Origin of the sequence: Qipengyuania gaetbuli (genome assembly GCF_020171365.1) — a bacterium.
Taxonomy (GTDB): Bacteria; Pseudomonadota; Alphaproteobacteria; order Sphingomonadales; family Sphingomonadaceae; genus Qipengyuania; species Qipengyuania gaetbuli_B.
On the sequence record NZ_JAIUZO010000002.1, the window covers coordinates 2,475,771 to 2,496,068 of the forward strand.

Annotated in this window: 19 protein-coding genes; 15 read left to right on the forward strand and 4 right to left on the reverse strand. The window is 65.2% G+C overall.

All coding sequences use genetic code 11. From position 1 onward, the window contains the following. Nucleotides 1–125 precede the first annotated feature (125 nt). The 6 genes from LCL94_RS12745 to LCL94_RS12770 all read left to right on the forward strand — a co-directional run bounded on the left by LCL94_RS12745 (nt 126) and on the right by LCL94_RS12770 (nt 6,574). Entirely contained in the window at nt 126–938 is an 813-nt protein-coding gene (locus LCL94_RS12745) for a 4-(cytidine 5'-diphospho)-2-C-methyl-D-erythritol kinase (RefSeq protein WP_224832517.1), read from the forward strand. After that, on the forward strand, nt 935–1,660 hold the full coding sequence (locus tag LCL94_RS12750; RefSeq protein WP_224832518.1) for an N-formylglutamate amidohydrolase: 726 nt from the start codon (nt 935–937) through the stop codon (nt 1,658–1,660). Before LCL94_RS12745 ends, LCL94_RS12750 begins: the two co-directional genes overlap by 4 nt. Before the next feature lie 92 nt (nt 1,661–1,752). Next, nucleotides 1,753–3,600: a dihydroxy-acid dehydratase gene (gene ilvD, locus LCL94_RS12755; protein ID WP_224832519.1), complete on the forward strand. Its 1,848-nt coding sequence runs from the start codon at nt 1,753–1,755 to the stop codon at nt 3,598–3,600. A 46-nt stretch (nt 3,601–3,646) separates the two neighbouring features. After that, the gene (locus LCL94_RS12760; RefSeq protein ID WP_224832520.1) at nt 3,647–4,003 is read left to right on the forward strand and encodes a hypothetical protein; all 357 of its coding nucleotides are present in this window, start codon (nt 3,647–3,649) and stop codon (nt 4,001–4,003) included. Then, complete coding sequence (locus LCL94_RS12765) at nt 3,996–5,381, forward strand: NAD(P)H-hydrate dehydratase (protein WP_224832521.1); 1,386 nt, start codon at nt 3,996–3,998, stop codon at nt 5,379–5,381. The genes LCL94_RS12760 and LCL94_RS12765 overlap by 8 nt, the downstream gene beginning before the upstream one ends. Further along, complete coding sequence (locus LCL94_RS12770) at nt 5,378–6,574, forward strand: class I SAM-dependent RNA methyltransferase (RefSeq protein WP_224832522.1); 1,197 nt, start codon at nt 5,378–5,380, stop codon at nt 6,572–6,574. Before LCL94_RS12765 ends, LCL94_RS12770 begins: the two co-directional genes overlap by 4 nt. Here LCL94_RS12770 and LCL94_RS12775 read toward each other — a convergent pair. The 4 genes from LCL94_RS12775 to LCL94_RS12790 are packed head-to-tail and all read right to left on the reverse strand — an operon-like array spanning nt 6,571 to nt 9,347. Next, the gene (locus tag LCL94_RS12775) at nt 6,571–7,344 is read right to left on the reverse strand and encodes a hydrolase 1, exosortase A system-associated (RefSeq protein ID WP_224832523.1); all 774 of its coding nucleotides are present in this window, start codon (nt 7,342–7,344) and stop codon (nt 6,571–6,573) included. The two genes, LCL94_RS12770 and LCL94_RS12775, sit on opposite strands and share 4 nt — an antisense overlap. After that, nucleotides 7,341–8,018 carry a hypothetical protein gene (locus tag LCL94_RS12780; protein WP_224832524.1) on the reverse strand — a complete coding sequence of 226 codons (678 nt, stop codon included), beginning with the start codon at nt 8,016–8,018 and terminating at the stop codon, nt 7,341–7,343. Before LCL94_RS12780 ends, LCL94_RS12775 begins: the two co-directional genes overlap by 4 nt. Before the next feature lie 11 nt (nt 8,019–8,029). Beyond that, a complete protein-coding gene (locus LCL94_RS12785; protein ID WP_224832525.1) occupies nt 8,030–8,329 on the reverse strand; it encodes an acyl carrier protein in 300 nt (99 codons plus the stop codon). 49 nt (nt 8,330–8,378) lie between these two features. Continuing rightward, the gene (locus tag LCL94_RS12790; protein WP_224832526.1) at nt 8,379–9,347 is read right to left on the reverse strand and encodes a GNAT family N-acetyltransferase; all 969 of its coding nucleotides are present in this window, start codon (nt 9,345–9,347) and stop codon (nt 8,379–8,381) included. Here LCL94_RS12790 and LCL94_RS12795 point away from each other — a divergent pair. The 9 genes from LCL94_RS12795 (at nt 9,340) to LCL94_RS12835 (ending at nt 20,294) form a co-directional block, all read left to right on the forward strand. Further along, nucleotides 9,340–10,890 carry an acyl-CoA ligase (AMP-forming), exosortase A system-associated gene (locus tag LCL94_RS12795; RefSeq protein WP_224832527.1) on the forward strand — a complete coding sequence of 517 codons (1,551 nt, stop codon included), beginning with the start codon at nt 9,340–9,342 and terminating at the stop codon, nt 10,888–10,890. The genes LCL94_RS12790 and LCL94_RS12795 overlap by 8 nt on opposite strands. Next, nucleotides 10,887–12,113 carry a pyridoxal-dependent decarboxylase, exosortase A system-associated gene (locus tag LCL94_RS12800; protein ID WP_224832528.1) on the forward strand — a complete coding sequence of 409 codons (1,227 nt, stop codon included), beginning with the start codon at nt 10,887–10,889 and terminating at the stop codon, nt 12,111–12,113. The genes LCL94_RS12795 and LCL94_RS12800 overlap by 4 nt, the downstream gene beginning before the upstream one ends. Before the next feature lie 160 nt (nt 12,114–12,273). Beyond that, on the forward strand, nt 12,274–12,915 hold the full coding sequence (locus LCL94_RS12805; RefSeq protein ID WP_224832529.1) for an XrtA/PEP-CTERM system exopolysaccharide export protein: 642 nt from the start codon (nt 12,274–12,276) through the stop codon (nt 12,913–12,915). Between the two features lie 16 nt (nt 12,916–12,931). Further along, nucleotides 12,932–14,449: an XrtA system polysaccharide chain length determinant gene (locus tag LCL94_RS12810; RefSeq protein WP_224832530.1), complete on the forward strand. Its 1,518-nt coding sequence runs from the start codon at nt 12,932–12,934 to the stop codon at nt 14,447–14,449. Between the two features lie 10 nt (nt 14,450–14,459). After that, complete coding sequence (locus tag LCL94_RS12815; RefSeq protein WP_412070784.1) at nt 14,460–15,491, forward strand: capsular biosynthesis protein; 1,032 nt, start codon at nt 14,460–14,462, stop codon at nt 15,489–15,491. A gap of 7 nt (nt 15,492–15,498) precedes the next feature. Continuing rightward, on the forward strand, nt 15,499–17,133 hold the full coding sequence (locus LCL94_RS12820) for a preprotein translocase subunit YajC (RefSeq protein WP_224832532.1): 1,635 nt from the start codon (nt 15,499–15,501) through the stop codon (nt 17,131–17,133). A gap of 13 nt (nt 17,134–17,146) precedes the next feature. After that, nucleotides 17,147–18,343, forward strand: coding sequence for an XrtA/PEP-CTERM system-associated ATPase (locus tag LCL94_RS12825; protein ID WP_224832533.1), 1,197 nt, complete (start codon nt 17,147–17,149; stop codon nt 18,341–18,343). A gap of 20 nt (nt 18,344–18,363) precedes the next feature. Then, nucleotides 18,364–19,236, forward strand: coding sequence for an XrtA system polysaccharide deacetylase (locus LCL94_RS12830; protein WP_224832534.1), 873 nt, complete (start codon nt 18,364–18,366; stop codon nt 19,234–19,236). Next, nucleotides 19,233–20,294, forward strand: coding sequence for a FemAB family XrtA/PEP-CTERM system-associated protein (locus LCL94_RS12835; RefSeq protein ID WP_224832535.1), 1,062 nt, complete (start codon nt 19,233–19,235; stop codon nt 20,292–20,294). Before LCL94_RS12830 ends, LCL94_RS12835 begins: the two co-directional genes overlap by 4 nt. The last annotated feature ends 4 nt before the right edge of the window (nt 20,295–20,298 follow it).

The window sequence follows — 20,298 nt, forward strand, 5'->3', positions numbered from 1 at the left end:
GCGGGGAAGGACCAAGCTTCCACATCCAGCTTCAAAGGATTGAGGAGCGATGGGAGGTACAACTCAAGGAACTGCCTCCGGGAACGGAGCAAAACATTGAGGTGCCCTGACCCCATGGCTTACGTGTGACTACGACCGAAACAGCCTACGCCAAGATCAACCTCGCGCTGCATGTCCGCAGGCGGCGCGAGGATGGCTATCACGAGCTGGAGACGCTGTTCGCCTTCGTCGACCAGGGCGATGTCCTGTCCGTTGCCGATAGTGCGCAGGACAGCGTTCGCGTTGTCGGGGAGTTTGCGGCCGGACTCGACGATCCCTTCGACAATCTCGTCGCCAAGGCACTGGGCAAGCTGCCGCGTGGCGGAGAGCTGGCCGTGACCCTCGAAAAGAACCTGCCCGTTGCGGCAGGCCTCGGTGGCGGGTCGGCGGATGCGGGCGCGGTGTTCCGCATCGTGCGCGAGCGGTGTGGCTTGCCGGACGACTGGCAGGCGCGCGCTGCTGCGCTGGGGGCGGATGTGCCGGCCTGCGTCGAAAGCAAGACCTGCATCGGGCGCGGCACGGGGACTGAACTCGAACCTGCCGACGATAGTCTTGCGGGGACGCCCATCCTGCTCGTGAACCCGCGCGTGCCGCTGTCCACCGGGCCGGTCTTCAAAGCGTGGAACGGCGTCGACCTCGGCCCGATGCCGGAAGGCGATGCGCGGACTGTGGCGATCGAAGGGCGCAACGACCTCGAAGGGCCGGCCATCGCGCTTTGCCCGCCGGTTGCCGGAGTCCTTGCCGCACTGCGCGGAACTTCGCCCTTTCTCGCCCGTATGTCGGGTTCTGGCGCGACCTGTTTCGCGCTGTTCGACAACGAAGCAGCGCGGGACCGGGCCGCGGCATCAATCGCCGCCGACCACCCGGGCTGGTGGCAGATGCGGGGGAAACTCAGATGATCGACGGCCTGCCGTACCGCCAGGTGGGGACGGACATGATGCGCCCGGGCGGCCTGATCTGCGTGGCGGATCATGCCTCCAACTACGTTCCGCCGGAAATCGACCTCGGTATTGACCGCAAGTTGCTGGACGATCACATCGCGCTCGACATCGGCGTCGAAGGCATCGCAGACCGGCTGGCGCGTCGCCATGGCATCCCGGCCCATATCGCCACGGTCAGCCGCCTCGTGTGCGACTTCCACCGGACCGAGGACGATCCGGCAGCCATCCCCACGTCGAGCGACGGGCACCTGGTGCCGGGCAATATCGGTGCCGACATCGAGAAGCGCCTCAACCTCTATCACCGCCCGTATCACCGCGCGCTGGAAGCGATGATCAAGGAAGCCAAGCCGCGCATGATCGTGGCGCTCCACAGCTTCACGCCAAGCCTTGCGACCAGCGACGAGAAGCGTCCGTGGGAGGTCGCGCTGCTTTACAACAACGACGATCGCGCCGCGCTGCACGCGATCCGGCTGTTCGGCGAACAGGGCCTGACCGTGGGCGACAACCAGCCCTATTCGGGCAAGCAGCTGAACGCCACGATGGACCGCCACGCCGAAGCGCAGGGCATCCCTTATTGCACGGTAGAAATCCGGCAGGACCAGATCGCGACCGAGGCGGGCCAGGCGCGCTGGGCAATGCTGCTGGCCGACGTGATGGGCCGCGTCGCGCTCGAAGTCTAAAGGCGAACTTGGGCTGGCCCGGACCAAACTAGCGTTAGCGAAGGCAATTCTCTCTGCTAGGCTCCGCACTGCAAGCAACCAGAGAGCCAGCCATGCCCGCCTACCGTTCCCGTACAACCACCCATGGCCGCAACATGGCCGGCGCCCGCGGCCTGTGGCGCGCTACGGGCATGAAGGACGAGGATTTCGGCAAGCCGATCATCGCGGTGGTCAACAGCTTCACCCAGTTCGTGCCGGGCCACGTCCATCTGAAGGATCTCGGCCAGCTGGTCGCACGCCAGATCGAGGCGGCTGGCGGCGTCGCCAAGGAATTCAACACCATTGCGGTGGATGACGGCATCGCCATGGGCCATGACGGGATGCTCTATTCGCTGCCCAGCCGCGACCTGATCGCGGATAGCGTCGAATACATGGTCAATGCGCACTGCGCCGATGCGATGGTCTGCATCTCCAATTGCGACAAGATCACGCCCGGCATGTTGATGGCGGCCTTGCGGCTGAACGTACCGGCGGTCTTCGTCTCCGGCGGCCCGATGGAAGCGGGCAAGGTCGTGGTGAAGGGCAAGGAGATCGCGCTCGACCTCGTCGATGCGATGGTCGCTGCCGCCGACGAAGCCTATTCGGACGAGGAAGTGACCGCGATCGAACAGAATGCCTGCCCGACCTGCGGTTCGTGCAGCGGGATGTTCACTGCCAATTCGATGAACTGCCTGACCGAGGCGCTGGGCCTTTCGCTTCCGGGCAATGGCTCCACGCTCGCGACCCATGCCGACCGCAAGGGCCTGTTCGAGCGGGCCGGCCGGCTCGCCGTCACGCTCGCGCGCCGCTATTACGAGGAAGAGGACGAAAGCGTCCTGCCGCGCTCCATCGCCAGTTTCGAGGCGTTCGAGAACGCGATGAGCCTCGATATCGCCATGGGCGGATCGACCAACACCGTGCTCCACCTGCTCGCTGCCGCACATGAAGCCGGCGTCGACTTCACCATGAAGGACATCGACCGTCTGAGCCGCCAAGTGCCGTGCCTGTCCAAGGTCGCACCAGCGAAGAGCGACGTTCACATGGAGGATGTCCACCGCGCAGGCGGGATCATGGCGATCCTCGGCGAACTGGAGAAGGCGGGCCTGCTCCACACCGCGCTGCCGACCGTGCACAGCCCGACCATGGGCGATGCGCTGGACGACTGGGACATCGGCCGCACGCAGAACAACAAGGTGCGCGAGTTCTTCTCCGCCGCACCCGGCGGTGTGCCGACACAAACCGCCTTCAGCCAGTCGCGCCGCTGGGAAGAGCTCGACCTCGACCGCGAAAACGGCGTGATCCGCAGTCCCGAACATGCGTTCAGCAATGATGGCGGGCTGGCGGTCCTTTACGGCAATATCGCTCGTGACGGCTGCATCGTGAAGACGGCAGGCGTGGACGAAAGCATTCTGGATTTCGCAGGTCCGGCCAAGGTCTACGAGAGCCAGGACGATGCCGTGACCGCGATCCTGACGGGTCAGGTGGTCGAAGGCGACGTGGTGGTCATCCGCTATGAAGGGCCGCGCGGCGGGCCGGGCATGCAGGAAATGCTCTACCCGACGAGCTATCTCAAATCGAAGGGCCTTGGTGCAGCCTGCGCCCTGTTGACCGACGGGCGGTTTTCGGGCGGCACTTCGGGCCTGTCGATCGGCCACGTTTCTCCCGAGGCCGCGGAAGGCGGCGAGATCGGACTGGTGGAGGACGGGGACCTGATCGAGATCTCGATTCCCAACCGCACCATCACCCTTGCCGTATCGGATGAAACGCTCGCCGAACGCCGCGCTGCGCAGGACGCAAAGGGCTGGAAGCCTGCGAAGCCGCGCGACCGGCGGGTTTCGCCTGCGCTCGAAGCCTATGCGGCGATGACCACCTCGGCAGCGCGCGGGGCGATCCGCGACGTCTCCCAGATCCGGAAGGACTGACGGCAACCCGCTTGCATGAGCGCCGCCGAAGTGGCAGCGCGCCCCGATGCACCGATTGCTTTGCCTGACCCCGTTCCTGCTGGCGAGCGCCTGTTCCGGAGAGCCGGAGGCGTCCCCGCAAGTGGCCGACCAGGGCGGTGAGCCGGTCGAATGCGCGCTCGACGGAGCCGAAACCTTCGCGCCCGTGTGCTCGCTACTGCCGTCTGCAGATGCGGAATCCCTCGCGCGGGTAATCCAGCATCCCGACGGCGGCTTCCGCGTGTTCGAATATGGCGAGACCAATAGTGGCCTGCTGGCGCGCGACGGCGCCGACAGTTCGGTCGAAACGGTCGAAGGCGACAAGGTGATCGTCTCCATCGGCAACGACCGTTACCGCTTCGATATGCCGGTGGCCGGTGACTGATCCCGTTCTCACGGTCGAGCAGATGCGCGCCGCAGAGCGTGCTGCAATGGACGCCGGGACCAGCGAATGGGAGCTGATGTCGCGGGCAGGCGAGGGAGCGGCGCATTATGTGCACCGCGTCGCGGCAGGACGCGATGTCTGCGTATTGTGCGGCCCGGGGAACAATGGCGGTGACGGATACGTCATTGCAGAGAGCCTGCGCCGCCGCGGTTACGCGGTTTCGGTCATCGCGCCGCTCGAACCCGGGACTGAGACTGCGCGAAAGGCGCGCTCGGAATTCCGCGGTGAGGTCGCGAGCGACGGTTCCCCCGAAGGCGCGGTCGTCGTCGACTGCCTGTTCGGCTACGGCCTTGCTCGACAGGTCGAGGGAAAGTTTTCCGAACTACTTGAAGAAATCGCCTCAAACGATTGTTATAAAATAGCTATCGACGTTCCCAGTAGCGTCGAAAGCGATACGGGAAAAGCCCTGGGTCCGCTTCCGGACTACGACCTGACGCTGGCGCTTGGCGCGTGGAAGCAGGCGCAATTCCTGATGCCGGCGATGGCCGCGATGGGCTGCAAGCGGCTGGTCCCGCTCGACCTGCCTGACGCGGGGCTAGTCGCGCGTTTGTCGGCGCGTCCCGGATTCTCGGCGCCCCCGAAGGACAGCCACAAATACCGCCGCGGACTGGTGGCAGTCGTTGCGGGCGAGATGCCGGGTGCCCCGCTGCTCTCCTGCGAGGCGGCAATGCGGGCAGGGGCGGGATATGTGAAGCTCATGAGCGACCATTCGCATCCCGATGCGCCTGCCGAACTGGTGATCGAACAGGGCGATCTTTCCGAGAGCCTCTCGGACGAACGAATTTCCGGGGTCCTGGTCGGGCCGGGCCTCGGCCGCAGCGATGAGGCGCGCGGCAGGCTGTGCGCAGCGCTCGAAAGCGGAAAGCCTTGCGTGGTCGATGCCGACGCATTGCACCTGCTTGACCATGACGTCATCGAAGGCGTCGACACTTCGCGCATCGTCGTGACGCCGCACGAAGGCGAACTGGCGGCACTCTGCAAAACCTTCGAAGTCGAGGCGGACAGCAAGCTGGACCGGGCGAGAAAGCTGCACGACGTCACAGGTATGACCGTCCTCGCCAAGGGCCCCGACACGATCTGCGTGGGCGAGGGCAGTGCGGTGTTCTTCGACGCGGGGTCCAGCTGGCTTTCGATCGCAGGGTCGGGTGACGTCCTTGCCGGCATCATCGCCGCACGCCTCGCCTCGCTTGGCGAACCGGCGCGTGCCTGCGAGGAGGCGGTCTGGCTTCACCACGAGGCTGCGCGCCTGTCCGGTGCGGCATTCACCGCCGGAGAGCTGGCCAGTTCGGTCAACCGCGCCCTGGAGAACTTCCTTTGACTGCGCCCGAAACCATCCTGCGCATTGCCGCCAAGGGCGATGGCGTCACCGCGTCCGGCAGGCACGTTGCGGGCGCCGTCACCGGTGACGTCATCCTGCCCGACGGAACCGTCGAAGCAGGGCCGCACCATGTCGCTCCTCCGTGCCGTCATTTCGGCACTTGCGGGGGCTGCCAGTTGCAGCACGCCGACGAGGAGGCGCTACGCCGTTTCGTGACCGAAAGGGTGGTGAATGCTGCCGAGGGGCAGGAGGTCGCAGCCGCCGAAGTCTTGCCCACACACCTGTCTCCGCCCGCGACCCGTCGCCGCGCGACCCTCCACGCCCTGCGCACTGCCAAGGGCGGAGCAATCGGGTTTCGCGAAGGACGCAGCAACCGCATCGTCGACATGCAGGAATGCCTGATCCTGGACCCGGCACTGTTCGCGCTGGTTGCGCCGCTGCGCAAGCTGGTCGCCGCCCATGCAGGGCGCGGGCCGGTGGACATTTCGCTGACGCTGGCGGACCAGGGCGTGGATTGCGCCATCACGGGCATCGTGACCGAAGGCCTCGCCGCGACCGAGGCAATGCTCGATTTCGCGCGCGACCATGGGCTTGCGCGCTTGTCGCTCGACCAGGGTTACGGTGCTGAAACAGTGTGGGAGCCGGAGCCTGCGACGATCACGCTGGCCGGCGTGGCGGTTCCCTTGCCCCACGGCGCTTTCCTCCAGCCGACGCGCGACGGTGAGGCGGTCCTGCTTGCCGACGCGAAGGAATGGCTGGCGCAGAGTGCGACCATTGCCGACCTGTTCGCTGGTCTCGGTACCTTTGCCTTTGCGCTCGCAGGTCCGGCCAAGGTGCTGGCGGTGGAGGCAGCGCGCGATGCACATCTGGCCTGCAAGACGGCGGCCAATGGGCGCGGCATACCCGTTCATGCGATGCACCGCGACCTGTTCCGCAATCCGCTGCAGGCCGCGGAAATCTCGCGCTTTTCATCCATCTTGCTGGATCCGCCGCGTGCCGGCGCGCGCGAGCAGGTCGCACAGATCGCGGCAAGCGAAGTGAGCCGCGTCGCCTATGTCAGCTGCAATCCGTCGAGCTGGGCGCGCGATGCGAAGACGCTGGTGGACGCAGGCTTCAGGCTTGAGAAGCTGCGGCCCGTGGGCCAGTTTCGCTGGTCTACCCACGTCGAGCTGACCAGCCTCTTCACCCGCTAGGCGCGCAAGGCCTCCAGCACCTGACTTCGCAGCCATGTGCGTGCGTCGGGTTCGGCATAGGCATGTCCGGCGCCCGGACACTGCCGGATGCGCTCGTCACTCGACCAGTTGTCCGCAAAGGCCTGTGCGGTGCGGTCATTCTGGGCCAGCAGGAAACGCACCGGGCCATCGAACTGCCCGAGAGCCTCCTGCAACTGCTGCGCCAGCCTCGAAGGCCCGCTCTCGCCCTTCGCCGCTTGCTTCAGGCCAGCCTTGAGCTTTCCGATGTCGGTCTTGCCGGTGAGCAGGCGCCAGATGGCCCCGGGGTCGGTGAGTTTCGCACGATAACGCGCCCGGGTTCGTGCAGGCGAGGGCAGGGGGCCGTCCTCTTCGTCGATGGCCCAGGGGTTGCTCAGGGCCAGCGCATCGAAGCCGAGACCCTCGGTCAGCATCAGGGCGGAGGCGCCATCGCAATTGCCGAAGCCGACCACGCGGGTCATCTGCGGCACCAGCGCGCGGAACGAGCGCAGGGCTGCCGCGATATCGGCGCGCGATTTGTCGAACCCGCGATCCTCGCCGTCGCTGTCGCCGATCCCCCGCCGGTCGAAGCGAAAAACCGGGAAACCGGATGCCGCGATTTCTGATGCGAGCCGCGCCTGCCAGCCGAACGCCCCCGCGCGCGGCTCCTGCCCGCCCGTCACGATCAGCAGGCCCGTCGTGCCCGGCGCATTGTCGAGCGTACCGGCAAGGTTCAAACCGTTGCAGTGGAAGGCGAGATGAAGCCGCTTCACAGCGCGAGCTCCCGCGCGAGCAGGTCGGCCAGGGCTCGCGCCTGATCCGCGTCCTCGCCGATTTCGGCCCTCAGCCACAGCGGTGATCCGCCGATTTTCTGGTGATCCACGACCATTAGATCGCCGGTTTGCACTTCGGTGCCTTGCTCAAGCTCGCGGACCATTTCGCCCGAGAGGGTCCAGCCGGCGACGATACCGCCATGCTCGCGTGCGTCTGCGATGACTTCCGCAGGCTGCCGCCCGACGCCTGTCTCCGCTTCGGACAGGCTCTGCGCGCGGGCCAGCGATGTGAGGGCCCTTGCGGGTGCCTGCGGAGCGTAGAGCCATCCCGGCAGCGCGCCCGGAGCGATCGCCGCGCCCGTTCGCACCGCCAGCACATGGGTAGCTCCGAAGTGACCCGCGGCCGCTTGTGCGGCCGTCCGCCACCCCGCGAGGGTCTGCCTGCCCAAAGGCGCAAGGCTTTCATTGCAGCCCGGCAGGTCAGGCAGGACGCTGGCGATACCGCGCAGCGAGAGGAGGCGCATGACCTCGCGCAATTGCCGGCGCAGCCTGTTGGCTTCTTCGAAAAGGGGAGGCAGCACGAGCAGGCGATTGCCGCCCGTTGCCGTGAAGACCAGGGCCATTTCCTCGCTGGTCCCACCTTCGGGCAGCGGGGCGGGCCAGGTTTCGTACATCGGGCGGGCGCTCAGCCTTCGATGGTTTTCGCTTCGGCGAAAGCGAGGAGGCCGCCGTAGGTTTCGAGCATTTCGCCGTCGACATCGTCGTCTTCGATGATGATGTGGAGGCGGTCTTCCATTTCGGTCAGCAGCGTTGCCACGGCCATGGAATCGAGTTCCGGCAGGTGTCCGAACAGGCCCGTGTCGCCATCGAAACCCTCTACCCGCTCGGCATCGAGCGCGAGGACATCGCTCAGGATCGCGCGCAGCGTCGCATCGATCGCGCTGCGGCTCGGTCCGGTCGGTTCGGCGGTGGCGGTTTCTGCCATGCGTTTTTCGGTGTCCCTGCTGAAAGCGGGTGCCGCCTTAGCCGCGTGGTCAACCGCGTGCAAGGCGGCCGAGAAGGCGCTTGGCTATGCCAGGCCATGCCGCAACTTGTCGCGGGTCGAGGCAGGTGAGGCGATAACGCGGCCGGCACTCCTCCATCCAGTCGCGCTTGTAAGGGTCGGAGCCGGTTCCGAAATCGACTAATGTTGCACCGTCGGTGTCGATAGCGCACTCGAACATCGCGGCGGTCAGCACCGTCCCGGCCGAGAGGTTTTCCGCCTCTTTGAGATGCGCCAGCTTGTGGATGTAGGCCGTGCCGTTCTCGATGGTCCAGAACTGTGCCGCCACCGGTTCGTCATCGGCAAAAGCGATGCCGAGGCGATAGTGCCCTCTTTCGCTTTCGCTGCGCGCGAAGGCTTCGAGCAGGTCCGCGCGTTCTTCGGTCGGTTTCCAGCTCTCTTTGTATATTGACTGGTAGGTTTGCCATTCAAGTGCATAGAATTGCGTCGAAATCTTGGTTTTGACTTTCTTCAACTTTCGCTGGACCGTGGACCGCATCTGGCCCGGACGCGACGCCCAGTACTGCTCGAAGTTTCGGCCGTTCACCTGCAAGATGTGGTTGTCGTCGCACTTCTCGCGGAAGACCAGCCAACCTGAAGTGCGGAATGCCTCCTCCAGCAGGCCAAGCCAGCGGTCCTCCCCCGCCAGGGGACTCAAGTCGACACGGGCGGTCCTGCGTTTGAGGTCTGCTGCCAGCGCACGAAGCTGACCGGCTGCCCCCTCTCCCGCTTCACCGACCGGAGCCCAGGTAAACGAAAACCAGTTCGTCAGGCTCTCCAGCCCTTTCGGCACACGCGTCAGGGGCAGGGCAAGGGCGTCCTCGGCAAGGGCGATCACAGGCTCCCAGCCATGCTGTTCGAGCAGTTCGAACCACTCATGACCGTCGAAAGGCCCGGAGCGATCGTGCCGAACCCCTTGCAGTTTGCTGGCCGTGTCGTGATAGCTGACCGTAATGACCACCGGTAATCCCTTGCCCGGACCTTCCACGCCTGATCCCACGCCCTATCCGCTCGATCAACTGGCGGAACGCGGCGATGCACAGGCGCGCGCCCTGGTGCTCAAGGACCGTGTGCTGAGTTTTGCCGAACTTCGCGAGCAGGTCTCGCTGCTGGCCGGGTGGCTGGCCGGCCAGTGCGAGGCGGGTTCGCGGGTTGCAAGCTGGGCGGCAAAGGGGGAACTGACCTGCCTCCTGCCGCTGGCGGCTGCACGGGCGGGGCTTGTCCACGTGCCGATAAATCCGCTGCTGAAGCGCGCGCAGGTGGCGCATATCCTGGCCGATAGCGGCGCGTGCCTCCTCATGGGCACCAAAGCCCGGCTCCAGACGCTGGAGGACGGCGATCTTCCCGCAGGGTGCCAGGCGGTCGACGAAGCCGAAGTCTTCGCAAGCGCCGAAGCTACCGCCGCCCGGTTGAAGCCGTCGGACAGCGATCCCGATGCGCTGGCGGCAATTCTTTACACGAGCGGTTCGACGGGCAAGCCCAAGGGCGTCATGCTCAGCCATGCGAACCTCTGGCTGGGTGCCGTCTCGGTGGCCGATTACCTTGGCATGAGCAGCGATGACGTCACGCTTGCAGTCCTGCCGCTCAGTTTCGACTACGGTCAGAACCAGCTGCTTTCCACCTGGTACGCGGGCGGGTGCGTCGTTCCGCTCGATTACCTTTTCCCGCGTGACGTCGCGAAGGCCTGCGCCCGGCACGGCGTCACCACGCTGGCCGCCGTCCCCCCGCTCTGGGTCCAGCTGACCGAGATGGAGTGGCCTGCCGAGGCGCTGGCGTCCATGCGCCGCCTGACTAACAGCGGGGGTGCCCTCACGGTCGAACTGGTACGCGACCTGCGGGCACTGTTCCCCGAAGCGCGGCTGTTCCCGATGTACGGCCTGACCGAGGCATTCCGTTCGACTTATCTGGATCCGGACCTTGTCGACAGCCATCCGACCTCGATGGGCAAGGCGATCCCCTTTGCGGAAATCCTCGTCATCGACGATGAGGGCGCGGTGGCCGACCCGGAAGAAGAGGGCGAACTGGTGCATTGCGGCCCGCTCGTGGCGCAAGGGTACTGGCAGGATGCGGCGCGCACTGCAGAACGGTTCCGGCCTGCGCCGGATGCATCAACCTATGGCGGCACCGCCGTCTGGTCCGGCGACCGTGTCAGGCGGGATGCAGAAGGGTTGCTGCACTTCGTCGGTCGCCGTGACGCCATGATCAAGAGCGCGGGCAACCGGATCAGCCCGCAGGAGGTCGAGAGTGCGGCGCTGGCTTCGGGCCTGGTCGCCGAGGCGGTTGCGATCGGGGTGCCCGACATGCAGCTCGGCCATGCGATCCACCTGGTAGTGCGGGCGGCAGCTGATGCCTCCGATAACACCGAGGCGGAGCTTAGGCGGGCGCTGGCGCGTGAACTGCCCAATTTCATGCAGCCGCATGTCTATCACTGGCGCGAAACGATGCCGCTCAACCCGAATGGCAAGATCGACCGCACAAGGCTCGAGCAGGAGATCGGCGCATGAAGCCGCTTGGCCCCATTCCGGACGGCTTCGAAGCCATCGACGGCGAACTCGCGATTGCGGGCCGCAAGGCTTCCGACCTCGTCGAGGCGGCGGGGGCGAGCCCGCTGTTCGTCCATTCGAGGGATCTCATCGCGGCTCGGCTGGCGATGCTGCGCAAGGCCCTGCCTGAGCGGATTCGTGTAAATTACGCCATAAAAGCCAATAGTTTCTCTCCGCTTCTTCAGTTTATTTCGGAATTTGTCGACGGGCTGGATATCGCCTCTGGGGGCGAACTAGCCATGCTGCAGGCGATCGGCATGGAGGGTGCGCGCATCAGCTTTGCCGGCCCCGGCAAGCGCGACACGGAACTGGAGGCTGCAATTTCGGCAGGTGTCACGCTCAATCTCGAGAGCGAGAACGAGGCGAGAAGGGCGCTGGCGATTGCCGAACGTCTCGGAAAAACGCCTCGCCTCGCAATCAGGGTAAACCCGGATTTCGAACTCAAGGGCTCCGGCATGAAGATGGGAGGCGGCGCAAAGCCGTTCGGCGTCGATGCGGAACGCGTGCCCGCGCTTGCCCGGGAGATTATCGCTGCCGGGTGCGATTGGCGCGGCCTGCATATCTTCACGGGCAGCCAGGCACTCGACGCCGACGCAGTCGCCGAAACGCAGGGCAATATCCTCGACCTCGCCAACAGGATCGCCTTGGAGGCGGGCGTGACCTTGCCGAAGCTGAACATGGGCGGCGGTTTCGGTATCCCCTATTTCAGCGGAGACACGCCCCTCGATATCGAGAAGGTGGGAGAAAATCTGTCCAAGCGTCTGGAAACGCTACCTGAAACTCTTTCCCAGGCGGAGATCTTCGTCGAATTGGGCCGCTATCTTGTGGGCGAGTCAGGTGTTTACCTCACGCGGATCCTCGATCGAAAGGAAAGCCATGGCGAGGTCTATCTCGTCACCGATGGCGGACTCCATCACCAGCTGGCCGCATCGGGCAATTTCGGGACCGTCGTGCGCCGCAATTACCCGGTCGCCATTGCCTCGCGGTTCGGGGCGGAACCCGAAGAGGTCGCCAATGTCGTGGGCTGCCTTTGCACCCCGCTGGACCGTCTTGCCGACAAGGCGCACCTGCCGCGTGCCGAAGTCGGCGATCTGGTCGCGGTATTCTGTGCCGGGGCCTATGGTGCCAGCGCCTCTCCGGCAGCATTTCTCGCCCAGGGACCGGCTGCCGAAGTCCTGATTTGAGACAGTTGCGAATTTCGTGGTAAATCCCAGCGATTCCGCTGGTTCGCGGCTCCATGGCTAACAGTATGTTCACCTTTTTCGGGCAATGACCTGTGTGAAATTGGGATGACTGCGCGGGGCCGCCAATCGGCAACCGCGCTCGATGACAGGGAAATACCGAATGCGTTCGATCCGATCTGCCGCTATCGTTGCTCTTGCTTGCACGAGCCTGGGACTGGGCGGCTGCGCCACGACAGGCGCCGACGAGCTACCGCCGGCGACCTTCGTTGCCCTGCAGGAACAGCCGGGCGAGGAATATGTGATCGGCCCGCTCGACGAGCTGACCATCCACGTCTGGCGCAATCCGGAACTGGGTGCGGAAAAGATCCAGGTCCGTCCCGACGGGCGCATCACCATCCCGCTGGTCAAGGACCTGCCTGCCGTCGGCAAGACGCCGTCGATGCTGGAAAAGGACATCGCCCAGCAGCTCAGCCAGTACATCGAGGAACCGCTGGTTTCGGTCATCGTGAACGAGTTCGCGGGTACCTTCAGCCAGCAGATCCGCATCGTCGGCGCCACGGAAAAGCCGGCATCGCTGCCCTACCGCGCGAACATGACGGTGCTCGATGCCATGATCTCGGTCGGCGGCCTCAGCGAATTTGCCGCCGGTAACCGCGCCAAGCTCATCCGGTTCGACAAGCAGTCGGGCTCGCAGAAAGAATATGCGCTGCGCCTAGCCGACCTGCTTCGCCGCGGCGACAGCGATGCCAACGTGCTGCTGCAGCCCGGCGATGTGATCATCATCCCGGAAAGCGCCTTCTAGGGCCGGGCAAGGGGGCATGCAGGACATCATCGACCAGTTTCGCAGCGCGCTGCACACGGTCTGGAACCGCCGGTGGATCGCGCTGGCGGTGGCCTGGGGCGTGTGCCTTCTGGGCTGGCTGGCGGTCGCGATGATCCCCAACAGCTACGAAAGCCGGGCGCGCATCTTCGTCGAACTGGACGATGTGCTGGGTGACGAGCTCAAGATCGCAGGCGACGGTGAACAGGCCATCACCCGCGTTCGCCAGACGCTGACCAGCGCGACCAATCTGGAAAAGATCATCCGTTCGACCCAGCTGGGCGACAAGGTGCAGACCGACCTCGAGATGCAGAACGCGGTCGAGGACCTGTCGGACAATATCCGGGTCAGCCTGCAGCAGGACAATCTGTTCGAAATCACTGCGACCATCGGCGAGGGCAGCCTGTCCGATGCGGAGAACGCCAAGCTGGCGCAGGAAGTCGTCCAGCAAATGATCGACCTGTTCCGCGAACAGAACATTGCCGACAACCGCGGCGACGTGGCGCAGACCATGATTTTCCTCGAACAGCAGCTGGAAGAGCGCAAGAAGGAGCTCGAGGCGATCGAACAGCGCCGCCTTGCCTTCGAGGCCGCAAACCCCGAGGCCGTGGCCGGTGCGGGTGCCAGCGCCATGCGGCTCCAGACCATGCGTAGCGAGATGCGCAATGTCGATGCGGACATCGCCGCTGCACAAAGCGCGCTTGCAGCCATAAACGGCCAGATTGCCGGTACGCCGCGCACCATCGTGATGCCGGGCGAGGGCGGTGCACGCGGCGCGCTGATGCAGGCCGAAGCCCAGCTTTCCGGCATGCGTGCGCGCGGCCTCACCAACAGCCATCCCGACGTCCAGGCCCAGTTGCGTCAGATCGAGGCGCTGCGCGCGCAGGCTGAACGTGAACCGGCCGGTTCCGGCGGCTCGCTCAACCCTGCCTATAGTTCGCTGGTCTCGATCCGTGCCGAGCGGCAGGCCAACGTCCAAGCGCTCCAGGCGCGCAAGGTGGCGCTGCAGTCGGATATCTCGGCGCTGATCGCCACGCAGGCGGACGAACCGGCCGTTGCTGCCGAAGCCAGCCGGATCAGCCGTGACTACGAGGTCCAGAAGGAAAAATACGACGAGCTCCTTCAGAGCCGTGAACGTATGCGGGTGCGCGGCGACTACGAGACCAACCGCAGCTCGTTCCAGTTCGACGTGATCGATCCGCCGATCCTGCCGCAAAAGCCTGCCGCACCAAACCGTCCGTTGCTGCTGGTCGGCGTGCTGCTGTCGGGTCTTCTCGTGGGGGCGGGCGTTGCTTTCCTGCTCGGATTGCTGCGGTCCAGCTTCACCACGGCAGAACGGCTGGAAAAGGCGCTCGAACTGCCCGTCATCGGCACCGTTTCGCGCTCGATGACGGTGGAAGCGACGCTGCACGAGAAGCTGCGCCTCAAGCAATTCCTTGCCGGATCGGGCGCGCTGGCAGGCATCTGCTTCCTGCTGCTCGTTGTCGAGATCGTCCAGGTCGGATCGGTGGCTTGAGGAGATGAGCGTGAACAAGCCCACCAAGATCACGCCCGCCGACAAGGCGAAGGATGAAACGCCTCCGTCCGAACGCGCCTCGCTGCTCGAACGCGCCAGCGGCGCCTTCGGCCTCGACAAGCTGGCTCCGGCTGCGGTTCCGGTCATGCTTGAAGGCGACAAGGCGAAGAAATTCGCCACCAAGCGCAAGTTCGAGGAAAAGCCTGCCCTGGCCGATCCGCCTGCCAAGCGTGTGGCGGAGCCTGTCGTAGAGCCCGCTGCTGCACCTGTTGCCCAGCCAGCCCCGCGCCGCGCGGAAACCGCCGCGGTCGAATTCACCGGAACGAAACACGAAATCGTGCGCGAATTGCTGCGCGAACAGGGCCTGATCGACCCCGATGGCGGGGCATCGCGCCTGCTGGAAGAATTCCGCATCGTCAAACGGCAAGTGTTGGCGACAGCCAAGGCGGAAGGCACGGCTGCCTCGCGCCGCGTGCTCGTCTGCTCGCCGCATCCCAACGAGGGCAAGACCTTCTGCGCCCTGAACCTCGCGCTGGCGATGGCGTCGGAACGCGACGGTGAAGTGCTGCTGATCGACGCCGATTTCGGCAAGCCGTCGATCCTGTCGAAGCTCGGCCTGTCGAGCGAGACCGGCTTCATGGACGTCCTCGCCGATCCGTCCGCCCACGTGGAGGATTACGTTCTCGGCACCGATGTACCCGGCCTCTGGGTGCTGGGCGCCGGCGCGCGCACCGGCCGCGACAGCGAATACCTTGCCAGCGAACGGACGTGGGAAGTGCTCAATCGCCTGACCCGTGGCGCACCGAACCGCATGATCGTGTTCGACAGCCCGCCCGCACTGGCGGCGACGCCCGCGAGCGAGCTTGCCAAGCATGTCGGCCAGGCGCTGCTGGTTGCGCGCGCGGACCGGACCGGACAGGTGGCTCTGGAAGACGCGATCGACCTGCTGTCGGCCTGTCCCGATATCCGCCTGCTGCTCAACGATGCGACCTTCAGCCCGAGCGGCCGCAAGTTCGGCAGCTATTACGGTTACGGGGAGTAATCCCACAATGCGGGGCATCCTGACAGCGATCGCGCTAGGCGCGCTGGCCGTCGCCGGCCCCGTTGCTGCGCAGGATCGCCGTGGGGATGATCGCGAGTCCTCCCGCGAAGGGGATCGCACGCGCATCGATCCGTACATCGAAGTCTCCCAGATCGTGACCTGGCAGTTCGATCCGGTGGACGAGACCGTTACCTACACGCAGGTCGCCGCCGGAGTGGACGCCCAGATCCGCGGCCGAAACAGCGGCGCTGCCATTGCCCTGCGCTACGAACGCAATTTCGCCTGGGATGGGAACGCGCGCGACACCGACACGCTGACCGGCATCGTGCGCGGCTACACGGCCATCGTCCCGCGTACACTGCAGATCGAGGCGGGCGCTCTGGCAAGCCGCACAAGGACGGATGGCTCGGGCGGATCGCTGCTCGTGCCTGTTATCGGTGACGACGATACCGTCACGAAGACCTATTCCGCCTATGCCGGCCCGACGCTTTCGACCCGCGTCGACGACGTCAAGATCGATGCGAATTACCGCATCGGCTATACGCGGGTGGAAGGCCCCGATTTCGTCACGCTCGGCGGTGACGCCGTGGACCTGTTTGACGAGAGCGTCGCTCATTCCGCCATGGTTCGTGCGGCGACTTCGCCCGATATGCCTTTCCCGGTGGGCGTGGGCGTCGGTGCGGGCTTCTACCAGGAAGATATCGACACGCTGGACCAGCGGGTACGCGATGCCTACGTGCGCGGAGACGTGACTATTCCGGTTACGCCCACGCTGGCCATCGTCGCCGGTGCCGGCGTCGAGGACGTCGAAGTCTCCTCCCGTGACGCCCTGCGCGATACGGACGGCAATCCGATCGTCGGCCCGAATGGTCGCTACGTCGTCGACAGCAACAGCCCGCGCCAGATTGCTTACGAGGCGGAAGGCCTAATCTGGGACGTTGGGGTCATCTGGCGCCCGAGCAGCCGCACGCAGCTGCAGGCAACCTTCGGACGCCGCTACGACAGCGACACTTATTACGGCAGCTTTACCTGGCAGCCGTCCAGCCGCTCGAACCTCGGCATCGCAGTCTACGATTCGATCCAGGGCTTCGGCGGCAGGCTCAACAATGCGCTGGCCGCGCTGCCCACCGATTTCGAGGTGATCCGCGACCCCGTTAGCGGCGATATCACCGGCTGCACCAGCCCGACGCTGGGCACCAATTGCTTGTCCGGCCTGCTCGGCTCGGTCCGCTCCTCGGTCTTCCGCGGTCGCGGCGTGACCGCCAGCTACACGCGTGAAGTCGGCCGGATGACCGCGGGCATCGCCGCAGGCTACGACAACCGCAAATTCATCGCCGCGCCCGGGACCGTGCTCGAAGTGGCCAACGATATCGTCGATGAAAGCTATTACGTGACTGCCGGCGTCAGCGGGCCGGCATGGCGCGGCAACTTCAGCGTGAACACCTTTGCCAACTGGTTCGACAGCGGCATCGGCGAGATAGGCGATACCTTCGCCTATGGTAGCGCCGCCTCCTATTACCAGCGCATCTGGCAGAACCTGTCGGCACGCGCCGCACTTTCGGTCTATGCTGTCGATACCGAGGTCAGCGACGCGGACCTGCGCGCGGCAAGCGCATTGCTCGGCCTGCGCTACGATTTCTGATAAGGGACGTTACATGTACGAGGAATTCTACGGCCTTTCCGAGCGCCCCTTCCAGCTGACGCCGGACCCGGCATTCTATTTCGAGAGCATCACGCACAAGAAGGCGCTGAGCTATCTCGGCTATGGCCTGAACCAGGGAGAAGGTTTCGTCGTCATCACCGGCGAGGTCGGGGCGGGTAAATCGACGCTGGTCGCGCATCTCAAACAAAGGCTGGACGAGCGCCGCATGACCGTGGGCGAAGTCGTCACCAGCGCGCTCGACGGCGAGGAAATGATCCACGTTGCCGCCCGCAGCTTCGGCCTCGATGTCGAGGGCGGGGACAAGGCAAGCGCGCTCGCGGCGATCGAACTGTTCCTGCACGAGGAAGCACGCCAGGGCCGCCGCGTCCTGCTGATCGTGGACGAGGCGCAGAACCTCTCGATCGGCGCGCTGGAAGAGCTGCGCATGCTGTCGAACTTCCAGCTCGGTTCGCATCCGCTGCTCCAGACGCTGCTGCTCGGCCAGCCCGAATTCAAGCACCTGCTCGCACAGTCGGACGAACTGGAGCAGCTGCGCCAGCGCGTCATCGCGGCACACCACCTCGAACCGATGCAGCCGGGCGAGATGGAACCTTACGTGGCGCACCGGTTGGAACATGTCGGCTGGACAGGCAATCCCGAGTTCGCATCGGCAATCTGGCCGCGCCTGCACAAGGCGACGGGCGGCATTCCGCGCAAGGTCAACCAGGTCATGAACCGGCTGCTGCTGATGGGCGCGCTGGAAGAACAATCGGTGCTCGAGATCGATATGCTCGATGCCGTGATCGAGGAAATGACGGGCGATGCCGCCGCCGAAACCGCTGCCGAAGCGCCGCGCGTCAGGCCCGACCGCAACCTCCCGGCGAGCGATGCCATTGCGCAGGCGCGGACCCAGGCAGCCCCGGTACCCAGCGCTGCCGATGTCGAAGCGCGGCAGAAGGGCCTGCTCGACGTCCAGATCGAAGCGATCGAAGGCGCCTTTGCCCAGCGCGACAAGCACATGGCTGCACTGCGTCGGGAAATCGAAAAGCTCGCCGCCTCGCGTGGAGAGGGCAACGAGACGCCGGCCGATCTCGACAAGCGGCTCGCTGCTATCGAGGCGCGCCTCGATGAGCAGGAGCGCTCGCTGCGCCACGTCCTTTCGATGATGATCGACTATTTCGAGTCGGCCGGAACCCGCGAAGCGGCCTGACGCGCTTGGGGGCGGGCCGGATGACAGACAGCAGGATAGTGAACGGCCTCTCGGTCGATGTGGAGGACTGGTTCCAGGTCGGCGCGTTCGAGAACACGCTGAAGCGCGAGGACTGGGATTCGCTCCAGCTGCGTGTCGGCGACAATGTCGCGCGCATTCTGGACCTGTTTGACGAAGCCGGGGTCAAGGCGACCTTCTTCACGCTTGGCTGGGTGGCGGAGCGCAGCCCTGCGGCGATGCGCGCCATCGTCGAACGCGGCCACGAACTGGCAAGTCACGGCTATGACCACACCCGCGTATTCACTTTCACACGAGAGGAATTCGCAGCCGATCTCGCCAAGGCCCGTGCGATTCTCGAAGACACAGGCGGGTGCGCGATCACCGGTTACCGCGCTCCGAGCTTTTCGATCGATGCCCGCAATAGCTGGGCGCATGAGGTTCTGGCGGAACACGGCTACGCCTATTCCTCCAGCGTCGCGCCGGTGGTTCACGATCACTACGGCTGGCGCGAGGCGCCGCGCTTCGCGTTCAATCCGGTACCGGGCAGCGATCTGGTGGAAATCCCTGTGACGACCGCATTGTTCGCCAACCGGCGCTTGGCGGCAGGCGGGGGCGGGTTCTTCCGCGTCCTGCCCTATGGCTTCAGCCGCTGGGCGATCCGGCAGGTGAACCACGAAGAGGGGCGACCGGCCATCTTCTATTTCCACCCATGGGAAGTCGATCCGGAGCAGCCGCGCGTTGGCGGGGCGCCCCTGCGTTCGAGGCTGCGCCACTACACCAACCTGTCGCGCATGGCCGGCAAGCTCACCGACCTGCTGGGGGAATTCGCCTGGGGCCGAATGGACGAGCTTGCCGAGCGGGAGAGGGTCCGCGCACTGGATTGGGCGGCGTGAATGCGCCGCTCGCCATGGCGTGTACGGTCCGGTTGGCCGACCTTTCCGACGCTGCCGTGGCGGCGCGGATCGAAGAGTTCGTTGCTGACCGGCGCGGTTCCATTTTCCACCGACCGGCCTGGCTCAAGGCCGTGGAGCGCGGGACGGGCCAGAAGGCGCTCGGGCTGGTGAGCGAGCAGGGCGGCGTAGTGCAGGGTTGGCTGCCGCTCACTGATATCCACTCACCTCTGTTCGGACGGGCGCTGGTTTCCAGCGGTTTCGCTGTCGGAGGCGGAATTCTAGCCAAGGACGAGGGACAGGTAGCCGCCTTGTGCCGCGCCGCCGAGGAACTGGCAGTGCGTCGTGGGGCGTCTACGGTTGAATTGCGTGGGCCAGTCGCTGCTCCGGAATGGTCCAGGATCGAGGGCAGGCACGCCAATTTCGCAGGCGAGCTTGCCGGTGATGACGAGGCACAATTGCTCGCGATCCCGCGCAAGGCCCGCGCCGAGGTGCGCAAGGGCCTAGCCAAAGAACTTGCAGTGACCGTCGGGCGAGGGCCTGAAGATCTGGCCCGTCACTTTGCCTGCTTTTCGGAAAGCGTTCGCAATCTCGGCACTCCGGTGTTCCCGAAATCTCTCTTCTCGGCGATGCTGGAAGCCTTCGGGGAGGATGCCGATATCCTGACCGTCCACCATCGCGGCAAGCCGGTTTCCAGCGTGCTCTCGTTCTATCATGACGGTGCCGTGATGCCGTTCTGGGGCGGCGGCGGCCTGGAGGCTCGCGGCCTTCGCGCGAACGAGCGCATGTATTACGAACTGATGTGCCATGCACGGCGCAAGGGTATGAAAAAATTCGACTTCGGTCGTTCGAAAACCGGAAGCGGTCCCTACCATTTCAAGAAGAACTGGGGTTTCGAGCCGGAACCGCTGGTTTACCGCGCATGGACTGCCCCTGGCGCCGCGGCGCGCAATATCGATCCGACCGACGATGGTCATTCGGCCAAGATCGAGCTCTGGAAAAAGCTGCCGCTGCCGCTGGCCAATGCCATCGGCCCCTGGATCGCGCGGGGGCTAGGCTGAGACG

Coding starts and splice junctions, on each gene's coding strand:
- LCL94_RS12810 (WP_224832530.1), top strand. CDS start 12,932: ATGCAGGACATCATCGACCAGTTTCGCAGCGCGCTGCACACGGTCTGG.
- LCL94_RS12825 (WP_224832533.1), top strand. CDS start 17,147: ATGTACGAGGAATTCTACGGCCTTTCCGAGCGCCCCTTCCAGCTGACG.
- LCL94_RS12805 (WP_224832529.1), top strand. CDS start 12,274: ATGCGTTCGATCCGATCTGCCGCTATCGTTGCTCTTGCTTGCACGAGC.
- ilvD (WP_224832519.1), top strand. CDS start 1,753: ATGCCCGCCTACCGTTCCCGTACAACCACCCATGGCCGCAACATGGCC.
- LCL94_RS12785 (WP_224832525.1), bottom strand. CDS start 8,329: ATGGCAGAAACCGCCACCGCCGAACCGACCGGACCGAGCCGCAGCGCG.
- LCL94_RS12820 (WP_224832532.1), top strand. CDS start 15,499: ATGCGGGGCATCCTGACAGCGATCGCGCTAGGCGCGCTGGCCGTCGCC.
- LCL94_RS12800 (WP_224832528.1), top strand. CDS start 10,887: ATGAAGCCGCTTGGCCCCATTCCGGACGGCTTCGAAGCCATCGACGGC.
- LCL94_RS12760 (WP_224832520.1), top strand. CDS start 3,647: ATGCACCGATTGCTTTGCCTGACCCCGTTCCTGCTGGCGAGCGCCTGT.
- LCL94_RS12780 (WP_224832524.1), bottom strand. CDS start 8,018: ATGTACGAAACCTGGCCCGCCCCGCTGCCCGAAGGTGGGACCAGCGAG.
- LCL94_RS12750 (WP_224832518.1), top strand. CDS start 935: ATGATCGACGGCCTGCCGTACCGCCAGGTGGGGACGGACATGATGCGC.
- LCL94_RS12830 (WP_224832534.1), top strand. CDS start 18,364: ATGACAGACAGCAGGATAGTGAACGGCCTCTCGGTCGATGTGGAGGAC.
- LCL94_RS12795 (WP_224832527.1), top strand. CDS start 9,340: ATGACCACCGGTAATCCCTTGCCCGGACCTTCCACGCCTGATCCCACG.